General features: G+C 53.0%; 18 protein-coding genes and 1 riboswitch. Of the genes, 6 read left to right on the top strand and 12 right to left on the bottom strand.

The window, feature by feature from the left end:
* Position 1: 1 nt before the first annotated feature.
* From HY879_04210 to HY879_04250, 9 genes are all read right to left on the bottom strand, one after another.
* A complete protein-coding gene (locus HY879_04210) occupies positions 2–877 on the bottom strand; it encodes a xanthine dehydrogenase family protein subunit M (GenBank protein MBI5602538.1) in 876 nt (291 codons plus the stop codon).
* Entirely contained in the window at positions 874–1,371 is a 498-nt protein-coding gene (locus HY879_04215; GenBank protein MBI5602539.1) for a (2Fe-2S)-binding protein, read from the bottom strand. Before HY879_04215 ends, HY879_04210 begins: the two co-directional genes overlap by 4 nt.
* Before the next feature lie 155 nt (positions 1,372–1,526).
* Positions 1,527–2,675, bottom strand: coding sequence for an acyl-CoA dehydrogenase family protein (locus HY879_04220; GenBank protein ID MBI5602540.1), 1,149 nt, complete (start codon positions 2,673–2,675; stop codon positions 1,527–1,529).
* A 29-nt stretch (positions 2,676–2,704) separates the two neighbouring features.
* Complete coding sequence (locus tag HY879_04225; protein MBI5602541.1) at positions 2,705–4,285, bottom strand: AMP-binding protein; 1,581 nt, start codon at positions 4,283–4,285, stop codon at positions 2,705–2,707.
* Positions 4,286–4,372: 87 nt separating this feature from the next.
* Complete coding sequence (locus HY879_04230) at positions 4,373–5,311, bottom strand: 2-dehydropantoate 2-reductase (protein MBI5602542.1); 939 nt, start codon at positions 5,309–5,311, stop codon at positions 4,373–4,375.
* Positions 5,312–5,424: 113 nt separating this feature from the next.
* Positions 5,425–7,026, bottom strand: a complete 1,602-nt coding sequence (locus HY879_04235; GenBank protein MBI5602543.1) for an FAD-binding oxidoreductase — start codon at positions 7,024–7,026, stop codon at positions 5,425–5,427.
* Between the two features lie 172 nt (positions 7,027–7,198).
* Positions 7,199–8,521 carry a (Fe-S)-binding protein gene (locus tag HY879_04240; protein ID MBI5602544.1) on the bottom strand — a complete coding sequence of 441 codons (1,323 nt, stop codon included), beginning with the start codon at positions 8,519–8,521 and terminating at the stop codon, positions 7,199–7,201.
* Positions 8,522–8,535: 14 nt separating this feature from the next.
* Positions 8,536–9,993, bottom strand: coding sequence for an FAD-binding oxidoreductase (locus tag HY879_04245; GenBank protein MBI5602545.1), 1,458 nt, complete (start codon positions 9,991–9,993; stop codon positions 8,536–8,538).
* A 215-nt stretch (positions 9,994–10,208) separates the two neighbouring features.
* On the bottom strand, positions 10,209–11,849 hold the full coding sequence (locus HY879_04250; GenBank protein ID MBI5602546.1) for a biotin carboxylase: 1,641 nt from the start codon (positions 11,847–11,849) through the stop codon (positions 10,209–10,211).
* A gap of 480 nt (positions 11,850–12,329) precedes the next feature.
* Positions 12,330–12,531, bottom strand: a riboswitch (cobalamin riboswitch).
* 960 nt (positions 12,532–13,491) lie between these two features.
* Here HY879_04250 and HY879_04255 point away from each other — a divergent pair.
* From HY879_04255 to HY879_04280, 6 genes are all read left to right on the top strand, one after another.
* Positions 13,492–15,801, top strand: coding sequence for a TonB-dependent receptor (locus tag HY879_04255; GenBank protein MBI5602547.1), 2,310 nt, complete (start codon positions 13,492–13,494; stop codon positions 15,799–15,801).
* A gap of 10 nt (positions 15,802–15,811) precedes the next feature.
* A complete protein-coding gene (locus HY879_04260) occupies positions 15,812–16,609 on the top strand; it encodes a DUF4198 domain-containing protein (GenBank protein ID MBI5602548.1) in 798 nt (265 codons plus the stop codon).
* 227 nt (positions 16,610–16,836) lie between these two features.
* Positions 16,837–17,271: a hypothetical protein gene (locus HY879_04265; protein ID MBI5602549.1), complete on the top strand. Its 435-nt coding sequence runs from the start codon at positions 16,837–16,839 to the stop codon at positions 17,269–17,271.
* Positions 17,258–17,692, top strand: coding sequence for a TonB-system energizer ExbB (gene exbB, locus HY879_04270; protein MBI5602550.1), 435 nt, complete (start codon positions 17,258–17,260; stop codon positions 17,690–17,692). Before HY879_04265 ends, exbB begins: the two co-directional genes overlap by 14 nt.
* Complete coding sequence (locus HY879_04275) at positions 17,673–18,053, top strand: biopolymer transporter ExbD (protein MBI5602551.1); 381 nt, start codon at positions 17,673–17,675, stop codon at positions 18,051–18,053. Before exbB ends, HY879_04275 begins: the two co-directional genes overlap by 20 nt.
* The gene (locus tag HY879_04280; protein ID MBI5602552.1) at positions 18,050–18,817 is read left to right on the top strand and encodes an energy transducer TonB; all 768 of its coding nucleotides are present in this window, start codon (positions 18,050–18,052) and stop codon (positions 18,815–18,817) included. Before HY879_04275 ends, HY879_04280 begins: the two co-directional genes overlap by 4 nt.
* Positions 18,818–18,857: 40 nt before the next feature.
* Here the strand turns inward: HY879_04280 and HY879_04285 are convergent, their stop codons facing one another.
* The 3 genes from HY879_04285 to HY879_04295 form a co-directional block, all read right to left on the bottom strand.
* Positions 18,858–22,925 (bottom strand): PAS domain S-box protein, encoded by a 4,068-nt coding sequence (locus tag HY879_04285; protein MBI5602553.1) that lies wholly within the window; start codon positions 22,923–22,925, stop codon positions 18,858–18,860.
* A gap of 293 nt (positions 22,926–23,218) precedes the next feature.
* Positions 23,219–24,616 (bottom strand): HD domain-containing protein, encoded by a 1,398-nt coding sequence (locus HY879_04290; protein ID MBI5602554.1) that lies wholly within the window; start codon positions 24,614–24,616, stop codon positions 23,219–23,221.
* Positions 24,617–24,901: 285 nt separating this feature from the next.
* Positions 24,902–25,213, bottom strand: coding sequence for an MBL fold metallo-hydrolase (locus HY879_04295; GenBank protein ID MBI5602555.1), 312 nt, complete (start codon positions 25,211–25,213; stop codon positions 24,902–24,904).
* Positions 25,214–25,835: the final 622 nt, after the last annotated feature.

Genomic DNA, 25,835 nt, shown 5'->3' on the forward strand with positions numbered 1-25,835 from the left:
GCTAACGTTTCCTGGCCCGTTTTTGGGCTTCTAATAAGGCTCGACGGGTCAATACGGCGACCATCATTTTCCGATAGGCCGCGCTGGCCCGAACATCAGAGATGGGCTTGGCTTCTTCGACGGCCTGTTTACCGGCCTTTTCGATGAGTTCCGGTGTCCACTGCTGCCCTTGTACCAGCCCTTCCGTCTTTTTCGCCCGCAACGGGATAGGGCCCACGGCACCCAGGACAATCCGGGCCTCGCGGCAGGTTTCCCCGTCAAAAATAGCCATAACCCCAACGCAAACGGCTGCGATGTCCACCTTGCCCCGGGCCGAGACGTGCTGGTAGGCCGTTCCGGAATGGGGGGGAGGAATTGGAACAAAGATACCGGTCATGATTTCATCCGGCGCCAGGGCGGTAAGTCTCGGTCCTTTAAAAAACTGATCCAAAGGCAGGCGCCTTTCTCCCTTCGGGCCGGCCAGGAGGGCTTCCCCCTTCATGGCGATCAGGGTCGGGGCGTTATCGGCCGAGGGAGCGGCATTGCAAAGGTTTCCGCCCACGGTCCCCATATTGCGAATCTGCACATTGGCCGTTTCCAGCGCGGCGTAGGCCACAGCCGGATAATGCTTTTTGATGTCCGGATGGTCGGCCACCTCGGACAGCTTGGCGGTTGCCCCGATGGTCAATCCTACCTTGGGTTGGTAGCGAATCGCCTTAAGGGCCTCAATGCCCTCCAGGGCGATAATCGCCTGGGGTTTTAAAAGGCCGGCTTTCATTCGGATGAGCAGATCCGTTCCGCCGGCTAACAACCGGGCCCCCTCTCCTTTTTCGGTTAAAAGGCGCAGGGCCTCTTCCAGGGTTTGGGGTGCAAAGTAATCGAATTTAGGCAATCTCATGACTCCACCTCTTTTGTTTGACTGTCCTTCATTTTTTCCCCCGCCACCGAGATGGCCTCCACAATCTGGTTGTAGCCCGTGCAGCGGCAGAGGTGTCCGGAAAGACCTTCCCTGATTTCTTTTTCACTGGGTGTTGGGTTCTGGTTTAACAGATATAACCCGGACATTTCCATCCCGGCGGTGCAGAATCCGCACTGGATGGCCCCGGTTTGAATAAAGGCCTCCTGAATCGGATGCAGCTCTTCACCCGAAGGGGCCAGGCCTTCCACGGTTTTGATGGACTTGCCGTCCACGGACACGGCCAATGTCAGGCAGGAACTGACGGTCCGGCCGTCCACCAGGACCGTGCAAGCCCCGCAATCGCCGGTGCCGCAGCCAAGTTTTGTGCCGGTCAAGTTCAGGTCTTCCCGAAGCACCTCATTCAGAGTCTGCCTGGGATCCACCGACAGCGAATAGTCATCCCCATTCACATTAATGTTGATTTGGTGTTTCATAAACCCTCCATACCATTTCCTTCTAATAATTTATGTTCTGGGTATACCTTAATACGATCCTAAGTTATTTAAAACCCTTTTTTCTTTTTCTCTCCGGAATTCCTCACGGATTACCTGGCTGAGGCGCTTTCGATCGGATGGCCAAAGCTATTCCCCTATGAAGAAAACCCCAGTCCGCGGCTGATAATCAGCTTCATGATTTCACTGGTGCCGGCGAAAATCGACAGGCAGCGCACATCGCGATACAATTTACAGACCCGGTATTCTTCCATGTAGCCGTAACCGCCGTGGATCTGGACCGCCTGATAGGCGATCCGGTTTACCATTTCACCGAGCCAGTATTTGGCCATGGAAACCCTCTGGACGATATTTTTGCCTCGAAGGTGGTCCCTGATGAGGCTGTCCAGGAAGGTGCGGCCCAGTTCGACCTCGGTGGCCATGTCGGCCAGGCGGAAGGCATTATACTGGAAATTGCCGATCGGCTTTCCAAAGGCCTCACGCACTTTGGCATAATGGAGCGCCTCTTTCAGGGCCTCTTCGGCCAGGACCATACACTTGATGGATACTTCCAGCCGCTCCTGCTGCAGCTTGGCCATCATGTATTTAAACCCCTGCCCTTCCTCTCCCAGCAGGTTGCCGACCGGTACCCGGCAGTCTTCGAAAAAGAGCTCGGCCGTGTCCTGCATGTGATAGCCCATTTTAGACAGTTTCCGGCCCCGATGAAATCCGGGGGCGTCCTTGTCCACCAGGATCAGGCTGATACCCCGGTGGCCGGCCTCGGGGTCCGTTTTAACGGCTACCACAATCAGGTCCGAAAAATAACCGTTGGTAATAAATGTTTTCTGTCCGTTGATGACATAGGAGTCCCCGTCTCGCACGGCCCGGGTGCGAATGGCGGCCAGATCGGAGCCGGCGTTGGGCTCGGTCAGCCCGATGGCCGTCACCACTTCCCCGGTGGTGCACCCGGGTAGCCAGCGCTTTTTCATTTCGGGAGAGGCAAAGGAATAGATATAAGGCGTTGCGACATCGCTGTGGAGGGGCACCTCCACCCCGAAGGCGTTCCCGCGCAGCAGCTCCTCGTTAATGATGACCGAATATTCGAATCCCAAACCCAATCCCCCGTATTCCTCGGGAAGCCAGGGACACAAATAACCTTCTTCCCCCATCCTTCGCCAGATATGCCGGGGTACGGCGCACTGGGCCTCCCATTCAGGGACGTTGGGCGTAATCTCCCGGGCCACAAACTTGCGAAAGGCATCACGGAAAATCTGATGTTCCTCACTGTTATAGATGGTTTCGTCCATATCCATTCTCCTTACTATTCCTTATTTCCTCAGACCGTTTTCGGCGACCCGTAACGGTTCCTGAGCACCCGATGAAGGATTTTGCCCGTAGCCGTTCGGGGCATCTCTTCATCGCTTATAAAGTCGATGCTCTTTGGCCGCTTGTATCCGGCGATCTTCCCCCGGGCAAAATCGATAATCTCCCGGGCTAAGGCCTCTCCGGTCTCGTAGCCCTCATGAAGCACCACCAGGGCCTTGATGGCCTCCCCCCATTTTTTATCCGGCAGGCCGATAACGGCCACGTCCTTAACCGCCTCATGCAACCGGAGTATCCCTTCCACCTCGGAAGGATAAACGTTTTCGCCCCCGGTGATGATCATATTGGCCTTCCGGTCGACCAGGGTGAGGTACCCCTCCTCGTCCCGTCTGGCCATGTCCCCGGCGGAAAACCACTGGCCTTCAAAGACCTCCCGGGTCTTTTCTGGATCTTTCCAATATTCCTTAAAGACACAAGGTTCCCGGGTAAATAATTCTCCTACTTCCCCATCCGGAACCTCCCGGCGGTTTTCATCCAGGAGCCGGAAGCGATCCACTCCGAAAATTTCCCGGCCGATGGAACCGAGTTTCCGCAATTGATCTTCCGGCCGGAGCAGAGTCCCGAGTCCTCCTTCCGTGCTGCCATAAGCCTCCCAGAGTTCGGCATTTTTGAAATAATCCATAATGGCCAGTTTGAGCGCTTTATCGGCCGGAGCCGAGGAGATCAGCAGTTGCCGAATGGAGGTGACATCAGCGTTTTGTTTAACGGGTTCCGGCAAATCCAGGATCATCCGGTAATGGGTGGGAACCAGAGAGGTATAGGTGATCCGATATTGATCAATGGTCCTGAGCAGATCTTCCGGATCAAAACTTATCCTATTGTAGACAAAGACCGGTGCCGTCACCAGGGTATAGGGGAAGGAGTATTGCAGGGAATTGACGTGACACATGGGCATGACCAGCATCACCTTATCCGTAGGCCGGACCCCCATATTGATATTGCTCAACAGATAATGGGCTATATGGCTCTCATGGGTCCGGACTACTCCTTTGGGCCGGCCGGTTGTGCCCGAGGTATATATGATGTTCCAGACATCATCGCCCTGCACCAGGCCTTCCGGCTCTTCCGGCGAAGACTTGGACAGAAGCTCTTCATAACCGGTATAGCCTTCCGGCACCGGCCCTTCGCCTAAATAGATATAAGCGTCATTAGGAACCCGGAGCTTGTCCCTGATGCGGTTGATCCGGTCCACAAATGGGGCTTCGACGATAAGTCCCCGGCATTCCGAATGATTGACGATATATTCGATTTCAGGCCCTTCCAAACGAAACATGACCGGCACCACCACCTGGCCGCCCTTGGCGCAACCGGCATAGATATCCATCCACTCCCCGCGGTTGTAGGCCAAAACGGCAAAGGTATCTTTATAACCCACACCCAATCCTTTAAGACCATTGGCCAGACGGTTGGAGCGTTCGCTCCATTCTTGAAAGGTGAATTCCCGGTTGCTGTCCTGCCAGCCCAATTTCTCCGGATAGTTGAGGGCATTCATCTTTAAAATCGTACCGACGGTGATCCACCGGCTACTGCTCATCATAAAAACAGCTCCCATAGAGTTGCAGGTTGCAACTCTATTTGGGTTTCTTTTAAATTCCGAAATCCGAAATCCGAAATCCAAATTCTATTTTCGAAGATACTTGTCCTCCATGGCCTTGACCAGATTCGTCATGGTACTATAATAAGGGGTTGGGATACCCAACTCCCGGGCGTATTCCACGACTTTTCCGCCCAGAAAATCGATTTCCGTGGGGGTCTTATGGGCGACGTCATAGCACATGGAATCCTTGTGGACCCCTACCTTTTCGAGATAGGCCACGGCCTGTTTCAAGTAATCTTCGCCCAGGTCGTACCCCTTGGCCTTGGCCACGGCCAGCACTTCCCTAAAACAGCCCTCGGCGATCTCCCGGGTGGGTGGAAAATCCAGGGCTTCTTTGATGGTTTTGTCGGTTACGGCGCAGATAGAGGCCATGGTGCATTTCATGATCATCTTTTTCCAGACATACAGTTTGATGTCTTCCACGAACTCTGTATCCAAACCACCGGCGGTAAATAATTCCGCCAGGCGCCGCCCCGGTTCCCTGTCCCCGGGCAGCAGGCTGCCGAGATGATTTGGCTTGTTAAAAAAGGCCATTTCGATCTCCCCCGGCCCTTTTAAGGACACCCCATAATTCAAGGACATGCGGAAGGCACTCTCGGCACCGAACCGCTCGCCGATCAAATCTTCCGTCCCCAGGCCGTTATGGGTGCTGATGATCTTGGTTCCCTTCTGAAATACCGCCTTCAGATCCTCCAACACCCGGGGTAGATGAAAAGTTTTTGTGGCCACAAAAATGACATTCGGACTGAAGCTTTTCAGCATCCCGATCTGTTCGAAAAAATGGTGGACCGGGACCTGGTAGGTCACCGCCCCTGAAATTTTGAGGCCTTTTTTTCTTATGGTTTCCCCAAGTTCAGGATTAGGATCTACCAGCATGGTTTCAGGATCCTGTTTGAGCAGGGCAGCGGCCAAAACAGCCCCCGTTGCCCCAATCCCCACAACGGCTATTCTAAGATTGTCCATGGTACACCTCACTACAGAAAAAAAGGATTCAAGGGGTCGAGGGGCCCAGGATTCAAGTGAAAGGCATGGAATTAAACCCTTGAATCCTTGAATCCTGGAATCCTTGACCCCTATTACTTTGGCAGATCCTCCGGGGATTCCCAGTCCTTCATGTGGTGCATCCAGGGGGCCCTTTCCACGAAAACGTCATGGGCCAAAGGAACCGGCGGATGGGACTTCCATTTGGGGTCGAATTCGTTTTTCACCTTGAGCAGGAACTCGTGGTAATTCGGTCCATATTTCGGTCCGGTGAGATAAAGAGGCTGATGGGGACCGAGCAAAGAGGTGTAATAACGGTTTTTGATGTTCATCTTGGATGTGTCCACGTAGAACTGGTCCACGGCGTTGGTATCATCGTCGGGATCCCAGTAAACCAGAAATTCAGAATAGCCCTGGTGGCCCAGTTCGAAGCTCTGGAACCAGCCGGGATCGCCGTAGTCGGGCATCAGAGGCGGGGTGTATTTCTTCTTCAACTCGGCATAGGACGGGCCGTGGTCCGGGGACTGGGACAATGTTTCAATGACATAGTCTACTGAGACATAGCCCCCGCACATAAGCCACATACCGGCCGAATCGGCGTTTTTGATCCAGGACTCATCGGAGGGTTTGGTCCGCCGGGCCTGGCCACCCACCTCATTCATGATGTCCATCAGGACCCGTTCATCATACTCCATCTGTTCCTCCGAGGTGTAGCCGATCAGAAGGACCCGGACGATAAAAAAGTTGGCTACGGTTTCCTCGTTTTCCTTGCCCCAAAGGTCCCAGAATTCTTCCTTGGACTCGGCCTTGGCAATGGCCCGCCAGAAGAGAGGCACTTTAGTAACGGCGCCACCGATCTCGGCATGGCCGATTTCCCTCATGGCCTTTACCTGGGCCTCTTTGGAAGACACGATGAAATTGATCCACTTGACCCGTTTTTCCGGCAAGGCCAGGGCGGTATTGGGCGAAATACCCGTGGGCTCCAGACGTTCGGGTTGAAAGGGCAAAGTCTTGATAGCCATGCGGGTGACGATCCCCAGGCAACCCCTCAACCCCGTATAGCCGCGCAGCAGCCCTCTCAAGTCCGGCCCTGGGCCTTCACCCCAAAAGGGGTCATCGCCTTCGGCCAGAGAACCCATTTTGAGGAGTTCGCCGTCCGGCATGACAATCTCGGTTCCCAAGATCCGCCGGTGAGGCAGCCCGATTCGATGGCTTAAGGGCGACCAGCCGTCGCCGATCAGATTGGCAATGGCCGAGGCCTGGGCCCCGCCGCCCCCGATGACCACATAGGCCCCATGTTTCATGCAGACCTCCTGGATGGGCGAATAGATCATCCCGGGGCCTACCTCTACGTAAAAGTGCTTTTCGTCGAGCACAAAATCGTTCATACGCTTGAGATCGATCAGCAGGGCATCCTCCACATGGGGATGCGAGCGAGGTCCGTAAAATCCCGTACTGTAGGGTACGTAAGGAATGTCATTACGATAGCAGACCTTGACGATCCTCTGGACTTCCGCCGTTGTTTTGGGCAGGATGACACAGCCCGGGATCGTGGTCATGACCCGCTCATATCCCAGACCGGTCTCGTAACCCCCTGGGCCGCTTCGATAGCCCTCACAGATTACCGGGTCGTTGGAGAGGTACTCAGAACCGACAATGGCTTCCAGGGCTTTATAAATTTCTTTGGCAATGGCCATATTAAACCTCCTTTTGATTCAAAAATGGATTGGGCTATAGGCTATAGGCAATGGGCTAAAAGATTCTCTTGATCCTTCTTTCCCTCTCGCCTCGTGCCTCATGCCTGATTTTCTTTCTTGGGCTTTCAGCTTTGAGATCTTCTCGCCGAACGCTAAACGCCGAACAGTATTTTCATCCAATCGCTGCGCAGATCACTTCCGAGATGTCCAGGACCTGGACATCGTTGCCGCCGGCTTTAACGGCCTGGGCGAAATTATTCTTGCACCAGGGGCAGGCGGTGACCAGCGTCTCGGCCCCCACATCCCGGACCTCTTCCAGACGCTGGTTTGCGGTCCACTGGGCAAAATCCGGAAAGGCCTCCTGTGCCCCACGACCGGCCCCGCAGCAGAAGGCATTTTCCCGGGTCCTGGGCATTTCCACCAGGTTTACTCCGGGGATGGCCTTGAGGAGGTCTCTGGGCTGAGCATAGATCCCTTTGTCTCCCCGCCGGCGTTTAAGCCTCGGTTCCACGCAACCCATCCAGCCCCGCTTGCCTTCATAGGGGGTCCAGGGGTCGCTCAAGCGGCTGAGACTGCAGGCATCATGATAGGTCACACGGGTCGAAAGGGGCTTTTTCATTTTCAACAAGCCATTTTTAACCTTCTCGTCCGCATATTCCACCAGGTGGACCACCTTGAAGCCCAGGTCATCGGTGGAGATATTAAGCAGTTTCGGATAATCGACCTTCCACATACGGTACCCCTCGGCGCAGCTTAAGAGCAGGGTCTTGGCCCCGGTCTTCCGGACTTCCTCGACATTGCGCTGGGCCAGGGCCTTGGCCTGGTCGTAAAGGCCTACGGAAAAAATGGTGTTGCCACAGCACCATTCATCGGGCATAAGCATGAAATCCGTACCGGCCGCCTTGAGGATCCTGGCCGTGGACCGGGCGATTTCTTTGTTCCGGTATGAGGCCGTACAGCCTACAAAATAAAGGACCTCGGCCTTTTCGGCCGGGGTGATCCCCTCGGAGATCCATTCGGTCCGTTTTCCGTGAGGCGCTCCATAGAGGTTGTGCATCTGGGCGATATTTTCGGCGATCTTCTTGTGGGCCGGCATGGGTCCCACGCCGTCCTGGACCGCCTTGACCCTCAGAGATTCCAGGGTAAGCCCGATTTCCAGGTCCAGGTTCCGTTTGCAGCCCACGTCGCAGGCCCCGCACAGAGTACAGGCATACATAACCTCCAGGGCCTTTTCATTCCAGCCCAGGACCCCTTCGGCCATGGCATGGCCGATGCGCATTTTCCCGTAGGCCCCGTAAGCGTCAAACTCATACTTGGCCGCGCTGGGACAGCGGGTCATGTGCTTCGTATCGGGCATGTAGGTATGATCCACCCAGGTGCAGCCTTTGCATTTGATGCAGCGGCTCATGTCATAAACAAAATTCTGGATATCGGTGATATCCAGTTTAAATTCTTCTTTGGGTTTGTAATATCGAAAAGGCATTTCATTAGCCATGATTTCTCCCTCCCCTAAAAACACAGATTTGAAGGATTCATAATATTGTTCGGGTCAAAAACCTTCTTCAACCGCTTGAGATGAGCGGTATAGGAAGCGGCCCGTTCATAAACGATGGGCGCCAGGTCCCCGTAAGGCCGGGTAAAGACGGCCCCCATATTGAGGCAGGCCGTGGCCGCCTCCTGGTAAAGGGCGCGCATAGCAGCCTTTTCGGCTTCATTTTCCGGATCATAGAAGAAGGTGAACTCCGGCCGGCAGGCCCGGTTATGTTCTATGGGCTGAATGTAGATCCCGATATCTCCGGGAGCATATCCATGACCGGCACTGATGGCTGCCAGCTTGTCTACGAATTGCCGGGCCTTTTCCGGCCGGGTGTGGAAAAAGAGCATCTGGGCGGCCCCTTTGACCTGGTTCTTCCAAAAAGGCCGGTCGGCCGGCCAGGGGTTCCGGAGGATTGTCAGGAGCTTTTCCGGCACCCCGGGGAAACCGGGCAGGGTCTCCCCCAGCCTCAGGTTGGGGAATTCGTTTTTCAGGACCCCGGCCAGGAAGTTTTCTTCATAGGCGATCTTTTCTTCGGGTCGTCTTTTGAGCCCGCTGATCACCAGAATCAGGGTCCAGGGGGGCAGAGCGGCTTTTAATTTTTCAAAGTCCCCGGGCCAATTCTCGGCCAGGATGGCGGCCAGATCCACATTATTCAAGATCAGGACCTCCTGACCGATCCGGCGCGGCAGGATCCGATACAGAAAATTAATGGCATAATCAAGGTCTTGAACCGGTGCGAAGAGGATCTTGTCCATCCTGGGGATGGATTCGATCTTCAGATTCGTCCAGGTCACCACTCCCATGGTCCCCTGGGCGCATTGGAAAAAGCGGTAAAAATCCAGACCCGGCCCCGAGGGATTCCCCCCCTTGGAGGGAGAGTCGGGATAGCCGTTGACGCTGGCCGAGCCCATCCGAAAGATCTCACCGGTGGGCCAGACCACTTCCATGGCTTCCAGGGGTTCGCCGTAATCATACACCTGGTTGGTGGGCTCTTCGCGCTCCAGGAAGTCGGTCAGCACGGAGCGTTCGGCCGGAGGGGTTAAAGGCATCAAAACCCGGAAGCCCTCCTTTTGCAAGGCCCTGGTCATCTGTTCCCAGGTGACGCCGGCTTCGAACCTGACCCGTCGGTTGTCCGGGTCGATTTCCAGGATCCGGTTCATCCTGGACATATCCAGGACCAGCCCCCCCTCCTTCGGAATAGTGGCCCCGTAGAAATGGACCTTGGAACTGCAAGGCACCACGGGGATGCTGTTCTCGTTGCAGCATTTGATAACCTCGGAGACTTCCTCGGAACTCCCCGGTTTGGCCAGATAATTGGCGGCCCCGGCCGGGGTGTAACTGAAATCGGTCTCATAGGTTAACAACTGAACAGGGTCATCGGAGAAATTTTCAGTTCCAACGACTTGGGATAATTTCGTTTTAATGTCCACTTTTAACCTCCATGTTTTTATTAATGTTCAAAACATAAATAGTATAAGTTTTGATAGTCAATATGTTTAGTATTTTTTCATACCCCAGTCCCAACCCCTTGTCAAGCTTTTTTTTACCCGTTCTGCCACTAAGACACGAAGGCGCAAAGAAGGGATATAGAGAATTATTATTTAACCTTTGTGGCTTTGTGACTTGGTGGCTGAACTATTACTTTTTACCACGGATCGACGAAAGAGTGTCCGGTCCCCTTCCTGCCTTCAGCCGGGACGGATCTCAAGCCTTCCAGAAGCCAGCGGCGGGTCTCGGCCGGATCAATTACGGCATCGATTTCGAGATGGGAGGCCATATTGATGGCCTTTCCCCTCTCATAGAGTTGGGCAACCAATTTTTCGTAGAGCGCTTCACGCTCCTTGGGATTTTCAATAGCCGCAAGCTCTTTCTTGTATCCGGCTTTAACCGCGCCTTCCAGCCCCATGCCCCCGAATTCTCCGGTCGGCCAGGCCACCGTGAAGAACGATTCATGAAAGCCCCCCCTGGCCATAGCCATGGCTCCCAGACCGTATCCCCGGCGTAAAACAACCGTAAAGTACGGTATGGTTAGATGAGCGCCGACAACAAACATACGGCAAACATGGCGAACCTGGGCCCGTTTCTCGATCTCCGGCCCCACCATGAATCCCGGGGTGTCGCACAAAGACAGTATCGGCAGGCCATGGGCATTGCAAAGCTGCATCAGGCGCACGGCTTTGTCGGCATCTTCGGCTTCGATAGCTCCGCCCATATGCTTGCAGTTGTTGGCGATCAGACCGAAAGGTCTTCCTTCGATGCGGATCAGGCCCGTAACCATTCCGGGTCCGAATTGGGGCCGAAGCTCCAGAAACGATCCCGTATCGGCAAGCGTTTTAATCACGGTCCGCACTTCATAAACCCGGCGCCGGTTTTCCGGCAGCAAGCCCCGCAGAATACCCTGGTCGGCGGCCTCCCAGGGGGAAGTCGTTCCCTGGAAATAAGAAAGATATTGCCTGGCCGCGGCCACCATCTCCTGATCATCCGCCACAGCGATATCGACTACGCCGTTTTTGGTCTGCACCTCAATGGGGCCAACCTCCTCCGGTCTGAAAACCCCGAGTCCGCCGCCTTCAATCATCACCGGTCCGCCCATACCGATATTGGAATTCCTGGTGGCAATAATCACATCGCAGCAGCCGAGCAGGGCTGCATTGCCTGCAAAACAGGGTCCTGATACGAGGCCTATCATCGGAACCCGGCCGCTGAGTCTGGCGAACAAGGCGAAGGTCGATAAATCCAGCCCTGCCACTACGACCCCGTCGGCATCAACATCGCCCGGCCTTCCACCGCCGCCTTCCCCGAAAAAAATCAGGGGCAGGCGCTGCTCATAGGCCAGCTTCAGTATACGATCCTTCTTTTTGTGGTTAAAATAACCCTGGGTGCCGGCCAGAACGGTATAATCATAGGCCATCACCAGACAGCGGGCCTGGTCATCTCCGCATTGGGAGCCGTTTACCGACCCGATGCCTGTGATCAGGCCGTCGGCCGGGGTCTTGCTGATGAGGTCTTCCATGGAACGCCGCCCCCGTTGGGCGGCGATGGCGAGTGCGCCGTATTCAATGAAACGTCCCGGGTCGCAGAGGTCCTCTATGTTGGCGCGGACCGTGCGCTGGTTTTTTTGCCGCCGCCGGGCCACCGCCTCGGGGCGATTTGCATCAAGGCCGAAAGAATGGCGCTGGATCACCTCGGCCAGTTCAGGACGTATCGGATGCCGGTCGGTTTTTTTATCAATGGGCGGGCCACTCTTTCCGGCCATCGCTTCTTCTTTATCTTTAGATGTTTTCATGGGCTGCACCTTTCCCTTAATTCCCTCCGGAGTTTTTCCCGCAAAAGGCAGGAACGGAATTTTAAAAATCTATACCAAGAAATCCACAAAGTCAAAATGTTTGGACCCGGCGTTTAAAGACAAGAAGCACTGTTTCGGGTTGCGAGTTACGAGTTACGGCCCCCCTCCCTCACCTTCCCCATCGAGGGGGAGGCCAGGGGTAGGGCACTATGTATCATGAAAAAAGCTTTTGCCGACCCCTGCTCCCCGATCCCGGTCTTCATACTTGCATCTTGCAACTTGAAACTTGCAACTTCATCTGACTGACCCCTGATCCCCGCCCCCCGATCCCCGAAGAATCTTATCGGTCAGTTTTTCCGTCTTTCCTGTTCCATGACCCCTCCTTTGGGGAGAGGAAGCCCAAAAAAAAATCCCCGGCCGGGCATCTGCCGGTCGGGGAACCATTTTTGAACCCCCTCACCGGTCTTTACCTCGAAGACGTTTTCGTGAGGAGATCCAGGCAGGTTTCCTGACTCAGGGATTATTCTCCCCCTGCCCTTCCCATTCCACCCTCAGCCATCCTCGGGTGAAACAGTGGTTATTGCAGGGATTGTACCCCTTTACAGTGGCGGGACCGCGCCGGTCTTTCACCGGCTTCCCTATTGACGTCCTTCTTAAGGACACCTGGATCTAACGCTATTTAATTAATCAGAATCATCGAGGCTTGTCAATTCCCTTTTTCAGCCTCCCTTTTTCCTTTTGTCTTTCTGTCCCTTCCTAAAAAGGAGCCTGTAGGGTGGGGGCAGCGAAGCGTAACCCACCACAAAAACAAGGTATTCACTTCATTTTTATATCAGTGGGTGAAACGAAGTTCCACCTGTCTTACAGGAGATCCGTCTCAGATAAATTTATCTTGAAATAAACTCTGTTATGTATTATTTTTAAATAAAATTTAGTCTAAAGGAGGTGAGGATACCATGTGTTGCCATACCAAAGAGAAACATGAACACGAGCATGAGCATACCGAGGAGGCTCATACCCACGATGGGCATGAACACAAGCATGAACCGCAAAAGCATGCCCATGAGCATCGTCATGATGACGACCATCATGACCACCAGCATCAGTGCTGCCATTAAAGGGAAGCCACAACTTTAGTTACAAAAGAAGCCACGAAGGCAATCACCTGGTCTGAAGATCGGGAGGTTTTCGTGGCTTCCCTTTTTTAGAGAGGGATTACGTTGATGTACCTTTTCAAGAACAAGGATTCTTTTTTTATTGACATCTGAGGAGAAACTGTCGTATTAATTTGTTTCAGGAAGGCTACGAAGGCCATTCCTTGTTTGATTAAAAGCAAGTATCTTAGTTAAGGCCACGAAGGCCAGGGCTGAAAAACAGCCGGGTTTTCTTGGCCTTTTTTATTTCAGGGGAAAGGACTTTACGCTGATCAAGCGTGCGTTTTAAGTGACATACAAGGAGGTGTTGGAGGAGATGAAACTCCAATGCCTATAAGGAAATGGGTAAAGATAAGAAGCCGGCAGGGCCACAACCTTTGGCCAGGGGCGCCCTGCCGGCAGGAGTAACGTCGTACCGAACAAACGCCCCCCTTTTTAGTTAATACCAGAAAGGGGGTGAAAAAACAAAAAGAAAAAGGAGGAAATCTATGAGGTGGTTCCTTACTGTTTTTATGAGCCTTCTTCTGAGTTGGATTATTAATATGCCATTGTCGCAGGCCGAAGAGATAATGGAAAAGCCCGGACAGGAAGAAACCAAACTTGAGCTTGAGGAGATTGTCGTCACCCCCACCGGCAGGATATCGAATGAAGCCTTGGTCAACATCCCCGCCGTAGTCGAATCCTTAACCCCCGAAGGTATTGAGCGGATCAATGCCATTGATACCTCGGATGTCTTCAAGTACCTGCCCGGTTCCTATTTACGTAAACTTGCCCCGGGCTCCACCAACAGGCCTTTGATCATCCGGGGCAATGCCTCGTTTCTGACCGCCCGGACCCTGGTGCTGGCCGACGGAATCCGGATCAGCGATTTTCTGGCCGCCGGAAACAGCAACGGACCCAAATGGCAGATGGTGGCACCCGAGGAGATCGAGCGGGTGGATGTCATTTACGGCCCCTATTCGGCGGCCCTCAGCGGCAATTCGCTTTCCGGTACGGCTATGATCACCACCCGCTTTCCTCAAAAGAGGGAAATCCGGGCCGATGCCAATACCTTCTATCAGAACTTCCAGGAATACCATACCAATCTGGACCTCCGGGGATACACGGCCAACGTCTCCTATGGAGATAAAATCGGGGGGCTTTCTTTCCTGGCCTGGTATGACCGGCTTGAGACGGACGTCCAGCCAACCACCTACATTACCAGGCAGGCCTCGGCCGGAGGTGTCTCCGGGGGCAGTGCAGTCACCGGATGGGTATCCGATTCGGATCCCAAGGGAGCGAAAAGATACATTCTGGGAAGCTACGGGAAGCAGGAACTGGTGAACAACACCCTTAAGGTCAAAATGGCCTATGATTTAACCTCCGAGCAACAGATCCGTTTTATCTGGGCTTTTTGGGACAGCCGGCAACAAAACGGCGCACCAGAAACCTATTTGCGGGACGCCCAGGGAAGGCCGGTCTACTCAGGACCGGTGGTCATAAACGGTAAGAGTTATAATCTGGCTGCCAACACCTTCACCTACCAAAAGGCAGAAAAACAGGACTTTCTCTATGCCCTCACTTATGGGCTCAACTCGGCAACCGGTCTGAAACTGTCGGTCTCCACCAGCTTCTATAATCTGGCCAAAGACATCACCCGTCAATCGGGCGTAAGCCCTACGGTGTCCGAAAGCGGAGGAGCGGGCAAGGTAACGGATAATGACAATGGCTGGAATACGGCCGATCTGAAAGGTTCATACGATCTTAAATGGCTTGGTGTGCATACCCTTGGGACCGGTTACCACTTCGACCGTTATTATGTAGACTCGTCGACCTGGAACGCCTCGGATTGGGATAGGGACATCCGGACCAGTCTCAGTCAAAGGGATCAAGGGAAAACGGAGACCCATGGTTTTTTTCTGGAAGACACCTGGAACCTCGACAAACAATGGTCCGTCTATCTGGGAGGCCGGTATGAATGGTGGAAGGGATTCGACGGGGCCAAATCGACCGACGGACTTACCGGACGCATCACAACCGGTCTGGCCGATAAAAACGAAAAGGGGTTTTCCCCGAAATTCTCAACCACCTTTAAACCATCGGAGGACTGGCGGCTCCGTTTTTCCCTCGGATTGGCCAATCGATACCCCACAGTCGGGGAACTCTATTACGGGGGGATTACCTCCCAGGGAATGATCAACAACGGCAATCCTGATCTGAAGCCGGAGAAGATCTTCGCCAAGGATTTCACCATTACCCGCGCCCTTGGCAGTCTGGGGGATACCCGTCTGACCTTTTTCGAAGATGACGTCAAGGACGCCATTAACAACCAAACCAGCTTCTATACCAATTGGACCAACTACCAGAACGTCGATGAGGTCAGGACCAGAGGGATCGAGTTGGCTGTAAATCTGCAAAGATTCCTGATCCCCGGTCTGGGATTATTTACCAATGTCGCCTGGACCGAGTCGGAGATTCTGAGGAACGACAATGTCCCGGCCAGCGTCGGTAAGACCTTCCCCCGGGTGCCGAAATGGCGGCTGAAATGCGTTCTGGACTATGCCCCTTCGGAACGCTGGTTTGTGACCTTCAGCGGGCATTATGCCAGCAAACAGTTCGGAACGCTGGACAACAGCGATACCAACGACGGATATGGTGCAATCGATCGTTTCCTGGTTTTTGACACCAAGTTTTCCTATAAACTGCACAAGAATCTGACGGCCGCCGTCGGGGTCGACAACCTCACCAACGTATTATATCACGTTTCCCACCCCTATCCGAGAAGGACCTTTTTTGCCAATTTGAAATTTAATTTTTAAAGGAGATCCAATGAAAAAGATGATAGACCAAAAATCGTTCCGGATGTTTTTTATTGTTTTTCTGTTTTCGATGGTCCCTGTGGGGTTAAGCCAGGCACATGACACCTGGATCAATATGCAGAACTACCGGCTCAACCAATCCGATCCGGCAGTACTTAGTGTGACCAATGCCCACAGCTTCGTGATCCCCGGCAAGGAGTTGCTGCCGTCAGGCCAGGTGGACACAGTCTTGTTTTTAAGCCCTGATGGTAAGGAAATCCCTTCCATACCGGAAGGAAACGAGAAATATAAATCCAACCTTCCCCTCAAGACCGATGGGTCCTATATGGCGGTCGTTAAAAAAAAGGTCTTGTTTTCCAGCAAGACCGTGGATGGCTACCAACGGGGAAAGAATAAAAGAGACCTGAAGGACGTCATCGAGTGCAGCCATTCGGAGAAATATGCCAAGGCCCTTTTCACGGTTGGGGTTGCGGCAGGGGACGTTTACTCAAAGGTCCTGGGCCATCCGATGGAAATAGTTCCCTTGCAGGATCCAGGCAAACTCAAAGCAGGCGATCTATTGATGGTCAAGATCCTCATTCGGGGAAATCCGGCCAGGAACACCCTTTATGGGACCTATGCCGGATTTTCCACTGAGCCCAACACCTTTGCCTATACCACTTCGACGGATAAAGAGGGGGTCGCCAGGATCAGGCTCCTTAAAGAGGGCCTATGGCTGCTGATCGCCCGGCAGGATTTTGCTTACCCGGATCCGACGGTCTGCGACAAACAATCCTATGCGGCTTCCCTGACTTTCCAGGTCAGGTAGCAATTGGTGGGTTACGCTTCGCTGCACCCACCCTACGGGAATATTGCCATAGGATCGAAAAAAACTTTGTCCAGGTGGATTGCCCCATCGCCTAACCCAAAATGTAGGGTGGGTGGAGTGATAGCGGAACCCACCAATTAATAAGGAAATTCCATATGAGAAAACCCAATTTTTTTTATTACAACCAGACCTGTAGGGCCGGGGTCATCCAAACCGGCCTGCTGGTCATGATTATCGGGATAGTAGCCGGACTCAGCCCTCCGGCCACGGCCCACACCATTCAATATCAGGTCGAAAACAAAGGGATCAGCGTCAGGATTTTTTCCGGACCGGATAAGCCGATAAGTTATTCCGCCTATGAAATCTTCGGCCCTTCCGATAAAATTCCCCACCAGAAAGGCCGGACGGATAAAAACGGTTTTGTCTCCTTTCTGCCCGACCGGCAGGGGAAATGGGTGGTCCAGGTTCAGGAAGATTCCGATCACGGCCCCCACGGAGCCCGGATCACGATCGAAGTCAATCAAAACCTTTTCATGAAATCCTTTAAAAAACCTCTGGTCGCCCAATATACCAAAGGCCTTGTCGGCGTCAGCTTTATCCTGGCCATTTTCGGGATTTGGGCCTTATTGAAATCGAAAAGGAGAAAAAATGGATTGGCTTAAAATGGCCGTAGATTACGGTATCATTGGATTTTTAATTATTCTCAGCATGATTGCCATTGGGATCGCCATTGAAAGGTTTTTCGTTTTCAGGCAGATCCGGATCGAGGGTTTTCCGGACCAAAAGACCCTCGAGCTGGAACTCACCCGAAAGCTCCATCTCATCGCCACGATCGGCAGCAACGCCCCCTATATCGGTCTTCTGGGTACGGTCCTGGGTATCATGCTTACTTTTTATACCATCGGGCAGGAGGGCTTTATGGATACGGGCAAGATCATGGTCGGCCTGGCCCTGGCCCTGAAAGCCACGGCCGTCGGTCTTCTGGTAGCCATTCCTTCCGTATCGTTATACAATTTTCTGCTTAGAAAAATTAAGGTTTTGCTGATGTCTTGGGAGATTGAACATGGAAGAAAAGTCCTTTGATTATATCAATGTCATCCCCTTAGTGGATGTCATGCTGGTCCTCCTGACCATTACCCTGACCACCTCTTCCTTTATAGCCAGCGGGATGATCCCCATGGATCTGCCTAAGGCCCATCGAAGCCAGGGAGAAATACTGAAGACCCAGACGGTGGAAATCGATAAGGCAGGAAAAATTTATCTGAATACCAAACCGGTATCTCTGGAAGGGTTGAAAACCAGCCTGGCCTCCATGAACAAAAAAGTCCCGGTCCTGATTCGGGCCGATCGGCAGCTCATCCTGCAGACCTTTGTCAGTGTCCTGGATGTGGTCAAGGGTCTGGAATTTTCCAGGGTGAGTCTGCAGACCGAGGAGGTAAAATGAGAGTCCAGGTCAAAGCCTTCCAGATCTCCTTTTTGTTTCATAGCATCCTGTTGGTCGCCGCCCTGGGTCTAAGCACCCAAATGGGAGTGTCAATAAAGATAATGGTCCTGGACTTCAACTTGTACAAACCGGAACCTTTAGTCAAAACAGTCGCCTCGCCCCCCACGGCTCCCCTCCCCCGGAAAAAAGAGATGAAAACCAACCAGGCTCAAAGCTTAACGAAAAATGAACCCCTTGAGCAGGTTAAAAAACCCGAAGCAGCCCCACCCGTGGACATTCCACCAGTGGTGAACCCCCCGGAAGTCCAAAGTACGGAAAGCCCGTCCCTGGGTCTAAGAATGGTTGTCGGCACAAAGTCCGCCCAGGAGGGCGTCGCGGGTACTCCTGGTCGGGTGAGGGACGGGACCGGAACCGGCCTGGGGACAGGCCAAGTTACAGGCGGCGGAGAAAATCCAGGTTCGGATGGCAAGACCGAGGCAGCCAAAGCCCGATATCTTAAAGAACACTTCGCCTATATCCGGGATAAAATTCTTAATAATATCAGCTACCCGACACTGGCGCGCCGTATGGGCTGGCAGGGCATGGTCCAGCTTTCTTTTATCATCGCTTCCGATGGATCGGTTAAAGATGTCAAGGTCATCCAGAGTTCCGGCTTCGAGGTATTAGATAAAAAGGCCATGGAGACCGTCAAAGACACGGCCCCTTTCCCGAAACCGCCGGCCGAGGCCAAGCTCGTCATCCCCATAACCTTTCGATTGGAGTAATCCCTTATAAGCCCTTTCCGGCTTGTTTCTTCATCCAAGTTTATCCCTCCAGTACTTCCCGCACCTTCCGGGCCAGGTCCTCAGGCCTGAAGGGCTTCTGGATAAAGGCGATCCCCTTATCCAGGATACCGTGGTGAACAATGGCATTGTCCGTGTAACCGGACATAAAGAGCACCTTCAGGTCCGGCTGCAGCCCTTCCAGCCGCTCGGCCAGTTCTCTACCGCCCATCCTGGGCATGATCACATCGGTCAACAGCAGGTCGATGGAATTTTCAGGCCCTTCAAATATCTCCAGAGCTTCCTGCCCATTCCCGGCAGTTAAGACCCGGTAGCCGAATCGTTCGAGAACCATGACAATAAGATTTCGAACGCTTTCTTCGTCTTCCACCACCAGGACCGTCTCCGAGCCGCCCCGCACTTCATCCTTTATCCTTTCTCCCTTTTCCTTTTCCTCCTCTTTATCCACCCGAGGCAGATAGACCTTAAAGATAGTCCCTTTACCGATTTCGCTGTAGACCCAGATATTCCCCTTGCTTTGTTTTACAATCCCGTAGACCGTTGATAATCCCAGGCCGGTCCCCTTGCCTTTTTCCTTGGTGGTAAAAAAGGGATCGAAGATCTGGTCCTGAACCTCGCGGGTCATGCCGATACCATTGTCGCCGATGCTCAATACCACATAAGGTCCCGGGGTTACGGATATATGGTTGGCGGCGTATTCCTCGTCCAGCTCGACATTAGCCGTTTCGATGATTAATTTCCCTCCTCGGGGCATGGCATCCCTGGCATTCACCGCCAGGTTGATGATCACCTGCTCAATCTGCATTGCATCGACCTCAACCTGACCCAGATCGGTGGCCAGAATGGTTTCCAATTCGATATCCTCCCCAATAAGACGCCGCAGCATCTTTTCTATGTCCGGGACCACCTCATTGAGGTTGATCACTTCTGGCCGGAACACCTGTTTCCGGCTGAAGGCCAGTAGTTGCCTGGTCAGCAAGGCCGCCTTTTCTCCGGCCGCCACGATTTCATTCAGGCCGTCACAAAAGGTTTCATCCTTACCGATACCCAGGAGGACTATTTGGGCATTCCCGATAATGGCGGTCAAAAGGTTGTTGAAATCGTGGGCCACCCCGCCGGCCAATCTCCCAACGGATTCCATCTTCTGGGCCTGTTGGAGCTGATCCGCCAGTCGAAGATGTTCCGTGATGTCCCGTTTGACAGCCACGTAGTTGACGATTCGGCCATCCTCGTCGCGTACCGGGGAGATGGTGGCCTCCTCGGTGTAAAGTTTTCCATCCTTGCGTCTGTTGATCATGCGGCCTTTCCAGGTTCGGCCGGCGGAGATGGTTTCCCACAACTCGCGGTAGAAGACCTCGTCCTGCTGCCCACTCTTGAGCAGGCGCGGGTTCCGGCCAAGAGCCTCTTCTCGAGTATAGCCTGTCACGGTCTCAAAGGCCGGATTGACATACTGGATGGTCCCCTCGGGGTCGGTGATAAAGACGTTCTCCCCGGCCTGTTCGATGGCCGCCATCAGCCGCTCCCGCTCGGCCTCGGCCTGTTTGCGCTCGGTGATGTTTACAAACATGGCCCGTGTTCCATAAACGTGACCGTCGGCATTAACTTCCGGTAAAGCCCGGAGTAATGTATGGACGATATGGCCATCACTCGTAACCAATTCACGCTCTTCGTCCAGGCATTGGTTTTTCAATGCCCTCTGGTATCCGCCTCCTTCAAGCAGATGGTATCGCGATGCGGGTGTGTAGAAATCGGCCAGAGGGCGATTTACGACCTCAGCCCGGGGATAGCGCAGGGTTTTTAGAAACAACTCATTACAGTCGGCGATGATGGGGATGCCGCCTTTGTTAAACATAATGACATACATGGCCGGCGCTTCCTCGAACAGGGTACGGTATCGTTGCTCTGTATGTCTGAGAGCCGCCTCGGCTTTCTTGCGCTCGGTGATGTCCCAAAAATTACCGAAGACGCGCACGACCTTACCGCCTTTGGTTTCCGCCTGTCCACTGGTCCGTACCCAGAGGATTTCCCCTTGGGCATTTTTGAACATCAAATCAAGCTCATAGGGTTCCCCAAGTTCGACCGCCCTTTTGAATGCCTTCTCGATGGTCTTTCGGTCCTCGTAGAAGGCTATATTCCGGCTAATATCATTGGGATCATACGTTTCAGGGGAGACTCCGTAGATTCGGTATACCTCTGCCGTCCAGACCAGCTTGCCTTTTTCTACATCGTATTCCCACCCGCCAACCTTGGTCATCTTTTGCGTCTGCGTAAGCAGCGTTTCACTTCGCTGCAGTGCCTTTTCAGCCCGCTTCTGCTCGGTGACATCATGGGCCATGCCCCGGACAATCGGTTCCATTACTCCCTCTGTTCGCAAGGTATTGTTGTATTCCCAGATACGTTGTTCCCCTTTGGCTGTCTGAACGAACATCAGGCCCTGAGAGGCACGATTCGTTTTGATCTCTTCCAGGTATTCCCCGAATTTTTGACGCATCTCGGGGATGAGAATATCGCGCAAATTCATCTGTAAAAGATCGTCCCGGGTATAGCCTAACACCTTCGCCGGCCTGGGATTTACGGAGAGGAGGCGACCGTCCAGATCGTGCGTGCAGATGAGATCCTGGCTGTTCTCCACCAGGTCCCGGTATCGATCCTCACTTTCCAATAAGGCTTTTTGGGCCTGTTTGCGTTGGGTAATATCCCGAATAAAACCAGCATAGAATGTTTCATTTCCGGCTGTCCATCGGGCCAGAGAAAGCTCCAAAGGAAATTCTGTCCCCTCTTTTTTTACCCCATAGAGCTCAGTGGTTTTTCCGATTATCCTGGGCTGCCCACCGGAGTGGATGCGTTCCATTCCCTTCAGGTGGGCTTCCCGGTATCGTTCCGGGATGAGCATAGTCAGGGGCTGGCCCAGGACCTCTTCTTCCTGATAGCCGAACATATCGACCGCCGCCTGGTTCCAGAAGGTAATTTCCCCCGAGGGGTCACAGGAGATCATGGCGTCGTTCACCGATTGGGCCACGGAATAAAATTTGGCTTCCGACTCTATGCGGGTACGGTTCTTTTCCAGATCAATAATTTTCTGTTGGGCCGTGGTCAACTGATATTCAACCCGCCCCAGAAAAAAGCGAAACAAAAAAAAGAGCACGCCTCCCACGGAAACAGAGAAAAGGGCTATACCCCCCATGGTGTAATAGAGTCTGGTGACTTGACCGGTTACATCGATCAGGACGACCATGTCGCCCACTTGCACGCCCTGAAAATCCTTAATAACCAGAAATCGACCCCGAAACCGGCGGTTTTGTGAAACTATTTCCACATCATTGGTTTCAGCCCTATGGGAGCCTTCAGAGAAAAATAAAGGCAGGGCCTCCGGGTTGACCGGTAAGGTCTGTTCCACTAAGACGACATCCGGAAACCGATCCCAGTCAGAGGCCCGGCCCAACATTTTCATTCCCGCCTCCCAATCGGAACGACGAAGAAACTTTTTATGGAGATGGACTATCAGTTCTACGCCAAGGAATTTTTTAAATTTGGCGGTAATGTGATCGATTTCCTCACCCAGTTCCACAAAACCGATCCTTTTGCCGTCTACGATCATCGGGGCCACAACCCGCAAGGTCAAGGTCCCCAGAGGGCCTAACTCCAGGCCGTAGACAATCTTACCGGTCTTCTCCGCCCTTAAGGTCGTAACACGGTCGATGCGATCCCCGTATCGGTTGGGTTGATGGACCCGAAGGAGGTTGATCCGTTGGGCATCGCTAAAATATAGATGGGTCACGGGATGGTAGGCGGCTATTCGTTTGAATAAGGGGGCAGTACGGGAAAGCAAGACCTGGCGATCTTTGCCCTTCATGGCCGTTTGAATGGCCCGGTCATTCATAATCGATTCCAGCAGGCCGATTAAAAGGCGGGCGTCATTTTCCTGTTGGGCGTAGAAAAAATGTTCACTCGATTCAAACTGGTGTTTAACCCTTATGGTGATATTATTTCGTTCGATCCAAAAGAGACTGACCAAAAAAACGACCAGGAGAGAGAATAAGCCAAGGGTCAAGGGAATGAGAATCCGGTTTTGTAAGGAGGTGGTTTTCATCGTATCCTTTCTAACAGACCCAAAATGTCAACGTGCCGCGGCCCAAACAAACCTTCCCAATAATCCAGAAACCGTCGGATATTGCGCTGCGTCTGGCCCGGTTTTTCGGCACCGATGCCCAGAGTTGGATGAATCTACAAACTCATTATGACCTCATTACTACAGAAAAATCCCTTTCCGGTCGATTGGAACAGGAAGTTATTGTCCTTACCGAATGCCATATCACCTGTAACTATTCTGCATTTCCCTCACCTGAACCTCAACCTTGCTGTTGCCTGTCGCCTGCTTTTTTATCATTCAAATCCAAACCCTCTCTCCCGGAACAATCTTAGACAGCTCACTACCACCTCCTTATCATACATTACCCCCGCATTCTTCTCAATCTCCTCCAAGGCCGCCTCGATCCCCAGGGCCGGCCGGTAAGGACGAAAGGAAGCGATGGCCTCCACCACGTCGGCCACGGCGATGATCCGGGCCTCGAGAAGGATATCCTCCCCTTTCAACCCCTGGGGATAACCGGAGCCATCCATTCGCTCATGGTGTTGGAGAATCATATCGGCCAAAGGCCAGGGGGATTCCACTTCTTTCAGGATCGCATAACCATATTTGGAGTGTTCCTTGATCAAAGAAAATTCTATCGCACTGAGCTTGGTCGGTTTGCTCAGGATCTCCGCCGGTACCGATAACTTACCGATATCATGGATGGCGCCGGCCATCCGGATGCCTTCTATCCTATCCTGAGGAAGCCCCATCTCCGAGGCAATGGCCCTGGCCAAATCCGTGGTCCTTTTCTGGTGACCGGCCGTATAGGGGTCTTTGGTCTCTACAGCCGCCACCATCACCTGAATGGTGGTCCCGATGGCCTTCCGAAGGCTTTCCAGGGACTCACTGAGTTTTTTTTCTGCTTCCTTGCGCCGGGTAATATCTTCGGAGAGGCCTTCGTAGAACAGAATTTTCCCCATCGAATCATATACTGCCCGGGCATTAATGGAAATCCAGAAGGGCGTTCCGTCTTTCCGTTTCAGATGCAGTTCATAGTCTTTGACCTCGCCCTTTTCTTCCAGGATACGGCTATATTCCCGGCGCTGCTCCGGGTCGACATAAATCTGTTTGGCAATATCGGTGACGGTTTCAATCAGCTCTTCCGGGGAACCGTACCCATATAAGCGGGCCAAGGCCGGATTGGCTGTCAGGAAACGCCCATCCGGAGTCGCTTGGAAGATGCCTTCGACGGCATTATTGAAGATGTTGCGATACTTTTCCTCGCTGGCCAGTAGTGCCCTCTCCGCCTCTTCCTTGGCCAGGCGTGCCTTTTTCTGCTCCAGGGCTTCCAGGACGGCAAAAGGCAGCCTTCTGATGCGTTCCTTGATGACGTAATCGGTGGCCCCGACTTTCATACAATCAACGGCCGTCTCTTCATTAGTCGAGCCGGTCAGGATGATAAAAGGAATGTCCGGACCATGTTTCAAAGAGAGCTTCAAAGCCGTCAGGCCATCGAATTCCGGCATGGAATAGTCCGAGATGATCAGATCGGGCCGGAATTCTTCAAGCGCTTTTAGAAACTCTTCCTTGGTTTCCACCCGGATGGAGGTGAAATGGAGCCCTTCGTTTCGAAGTTCCCACTCGGCCAATTCCGCATCGGCGGGGAGATCTTCCACAAAAAGAATTCGAATCAGGTCTTCGTTAATCATAGGGTTTCCTCCTATTGCCTGCTGCCCTGTTTCGTATATCGTATTTTGTGAAGCGTATTTCGTACGTTACCCTTCACACCGATAACGTAAAACAAAACGTCGCTCCTGCACTCACCTTTCCTTCGGCCCAAACCTTCCCGCCTTGGCGGATGAAGATCTAAGGAAAGATTATTAGCCGATTAATGATGGATTTTCAACTGGGAAATAGACCTCGTCTATCTCGCCTGACAGACCTCTCTACGATGAACAGAAGGCTGAAATTTTGAGCTATTTTCTACTAAACATTCATGCCCGTCCCGAAGCGGGCACCATGAAGCATGAGGCATCCTCATCCAATCCGGGCATATCAAAGAACAGTTGTGGGCCCATTTGAAAACGACGGGGAACGAAAGCCCCGGGATGAAGGACCACAGACAGGGGTTTGGGGGCCTCTTTTAGAAAGTCCGGGAGACCACCGAAATGGTCAAAATGGCCGTGGCTCAAAACAACGGCCTCGACCTTTTTGACATCCAGCCCGATTTCCCCCATCATCACGGCCTTGCTGGAGGCCAGCATTTGAATGTTATGGAGAAGGCAGGCCGCCCGAAATGCCGCCATCGAATAATATCGTATGCTCATTTACACCATAGGAAAGCTATTAGGACATTCCACCGTTCAAATGAGCGCACGTTATGCACACCTGGGGCCGGGAGCTATGCAAGAGGCCGTTAAGCGGCTTCCGAGCTTGACCATCACGGACCGGGCCGCACAAGGGAAAGTCGTTAAGCTTAAAAAGAAAAATTCTTGATTTATATCAAAAAATGATATAGGATAATTCATGGTTTGGGAAGTCCTGGACAATGAAATTAAATTAGGACGCAGATTTTCGCCGATACCCGCAGATAACTATTCTTGATGGTCTCACAAAAACTCGTCATTCCCGCGAAGGCGGGAACCCAGGCTAACCGTAACCACTTAAAAGGACTATAGGGGTAGGGACGGTGCATTGGTTTGCACCGCCCCTCCCTCCGAACCGGACTGGCGGATCTCCCGCATCCGGCTCTCCAGTCGGTGGTTATCCTCATGAGGGCTGAAGCAAGGCGCAATGGGCATTATAAAGGCTAAAATACCCAAGGTCCTGAAAGTATTTGTTTGGCCAGCGTATGTTGTCCTTGCCCCGGCTAATCCCTTTGCCTTTGCTGTAGCCCCGCAGGATACTTCTGAGCCTGCGTCTTATCCA

Source organism: Deltaproteobacteria bacterium, from assembly GCA_016219225.1.
Lineage (GTDB): Bacteria > Desulfobacterota > RBG-13-43-22 > RBG-13-43-22 > RBG-13-43-22 > RBG-13-43-22.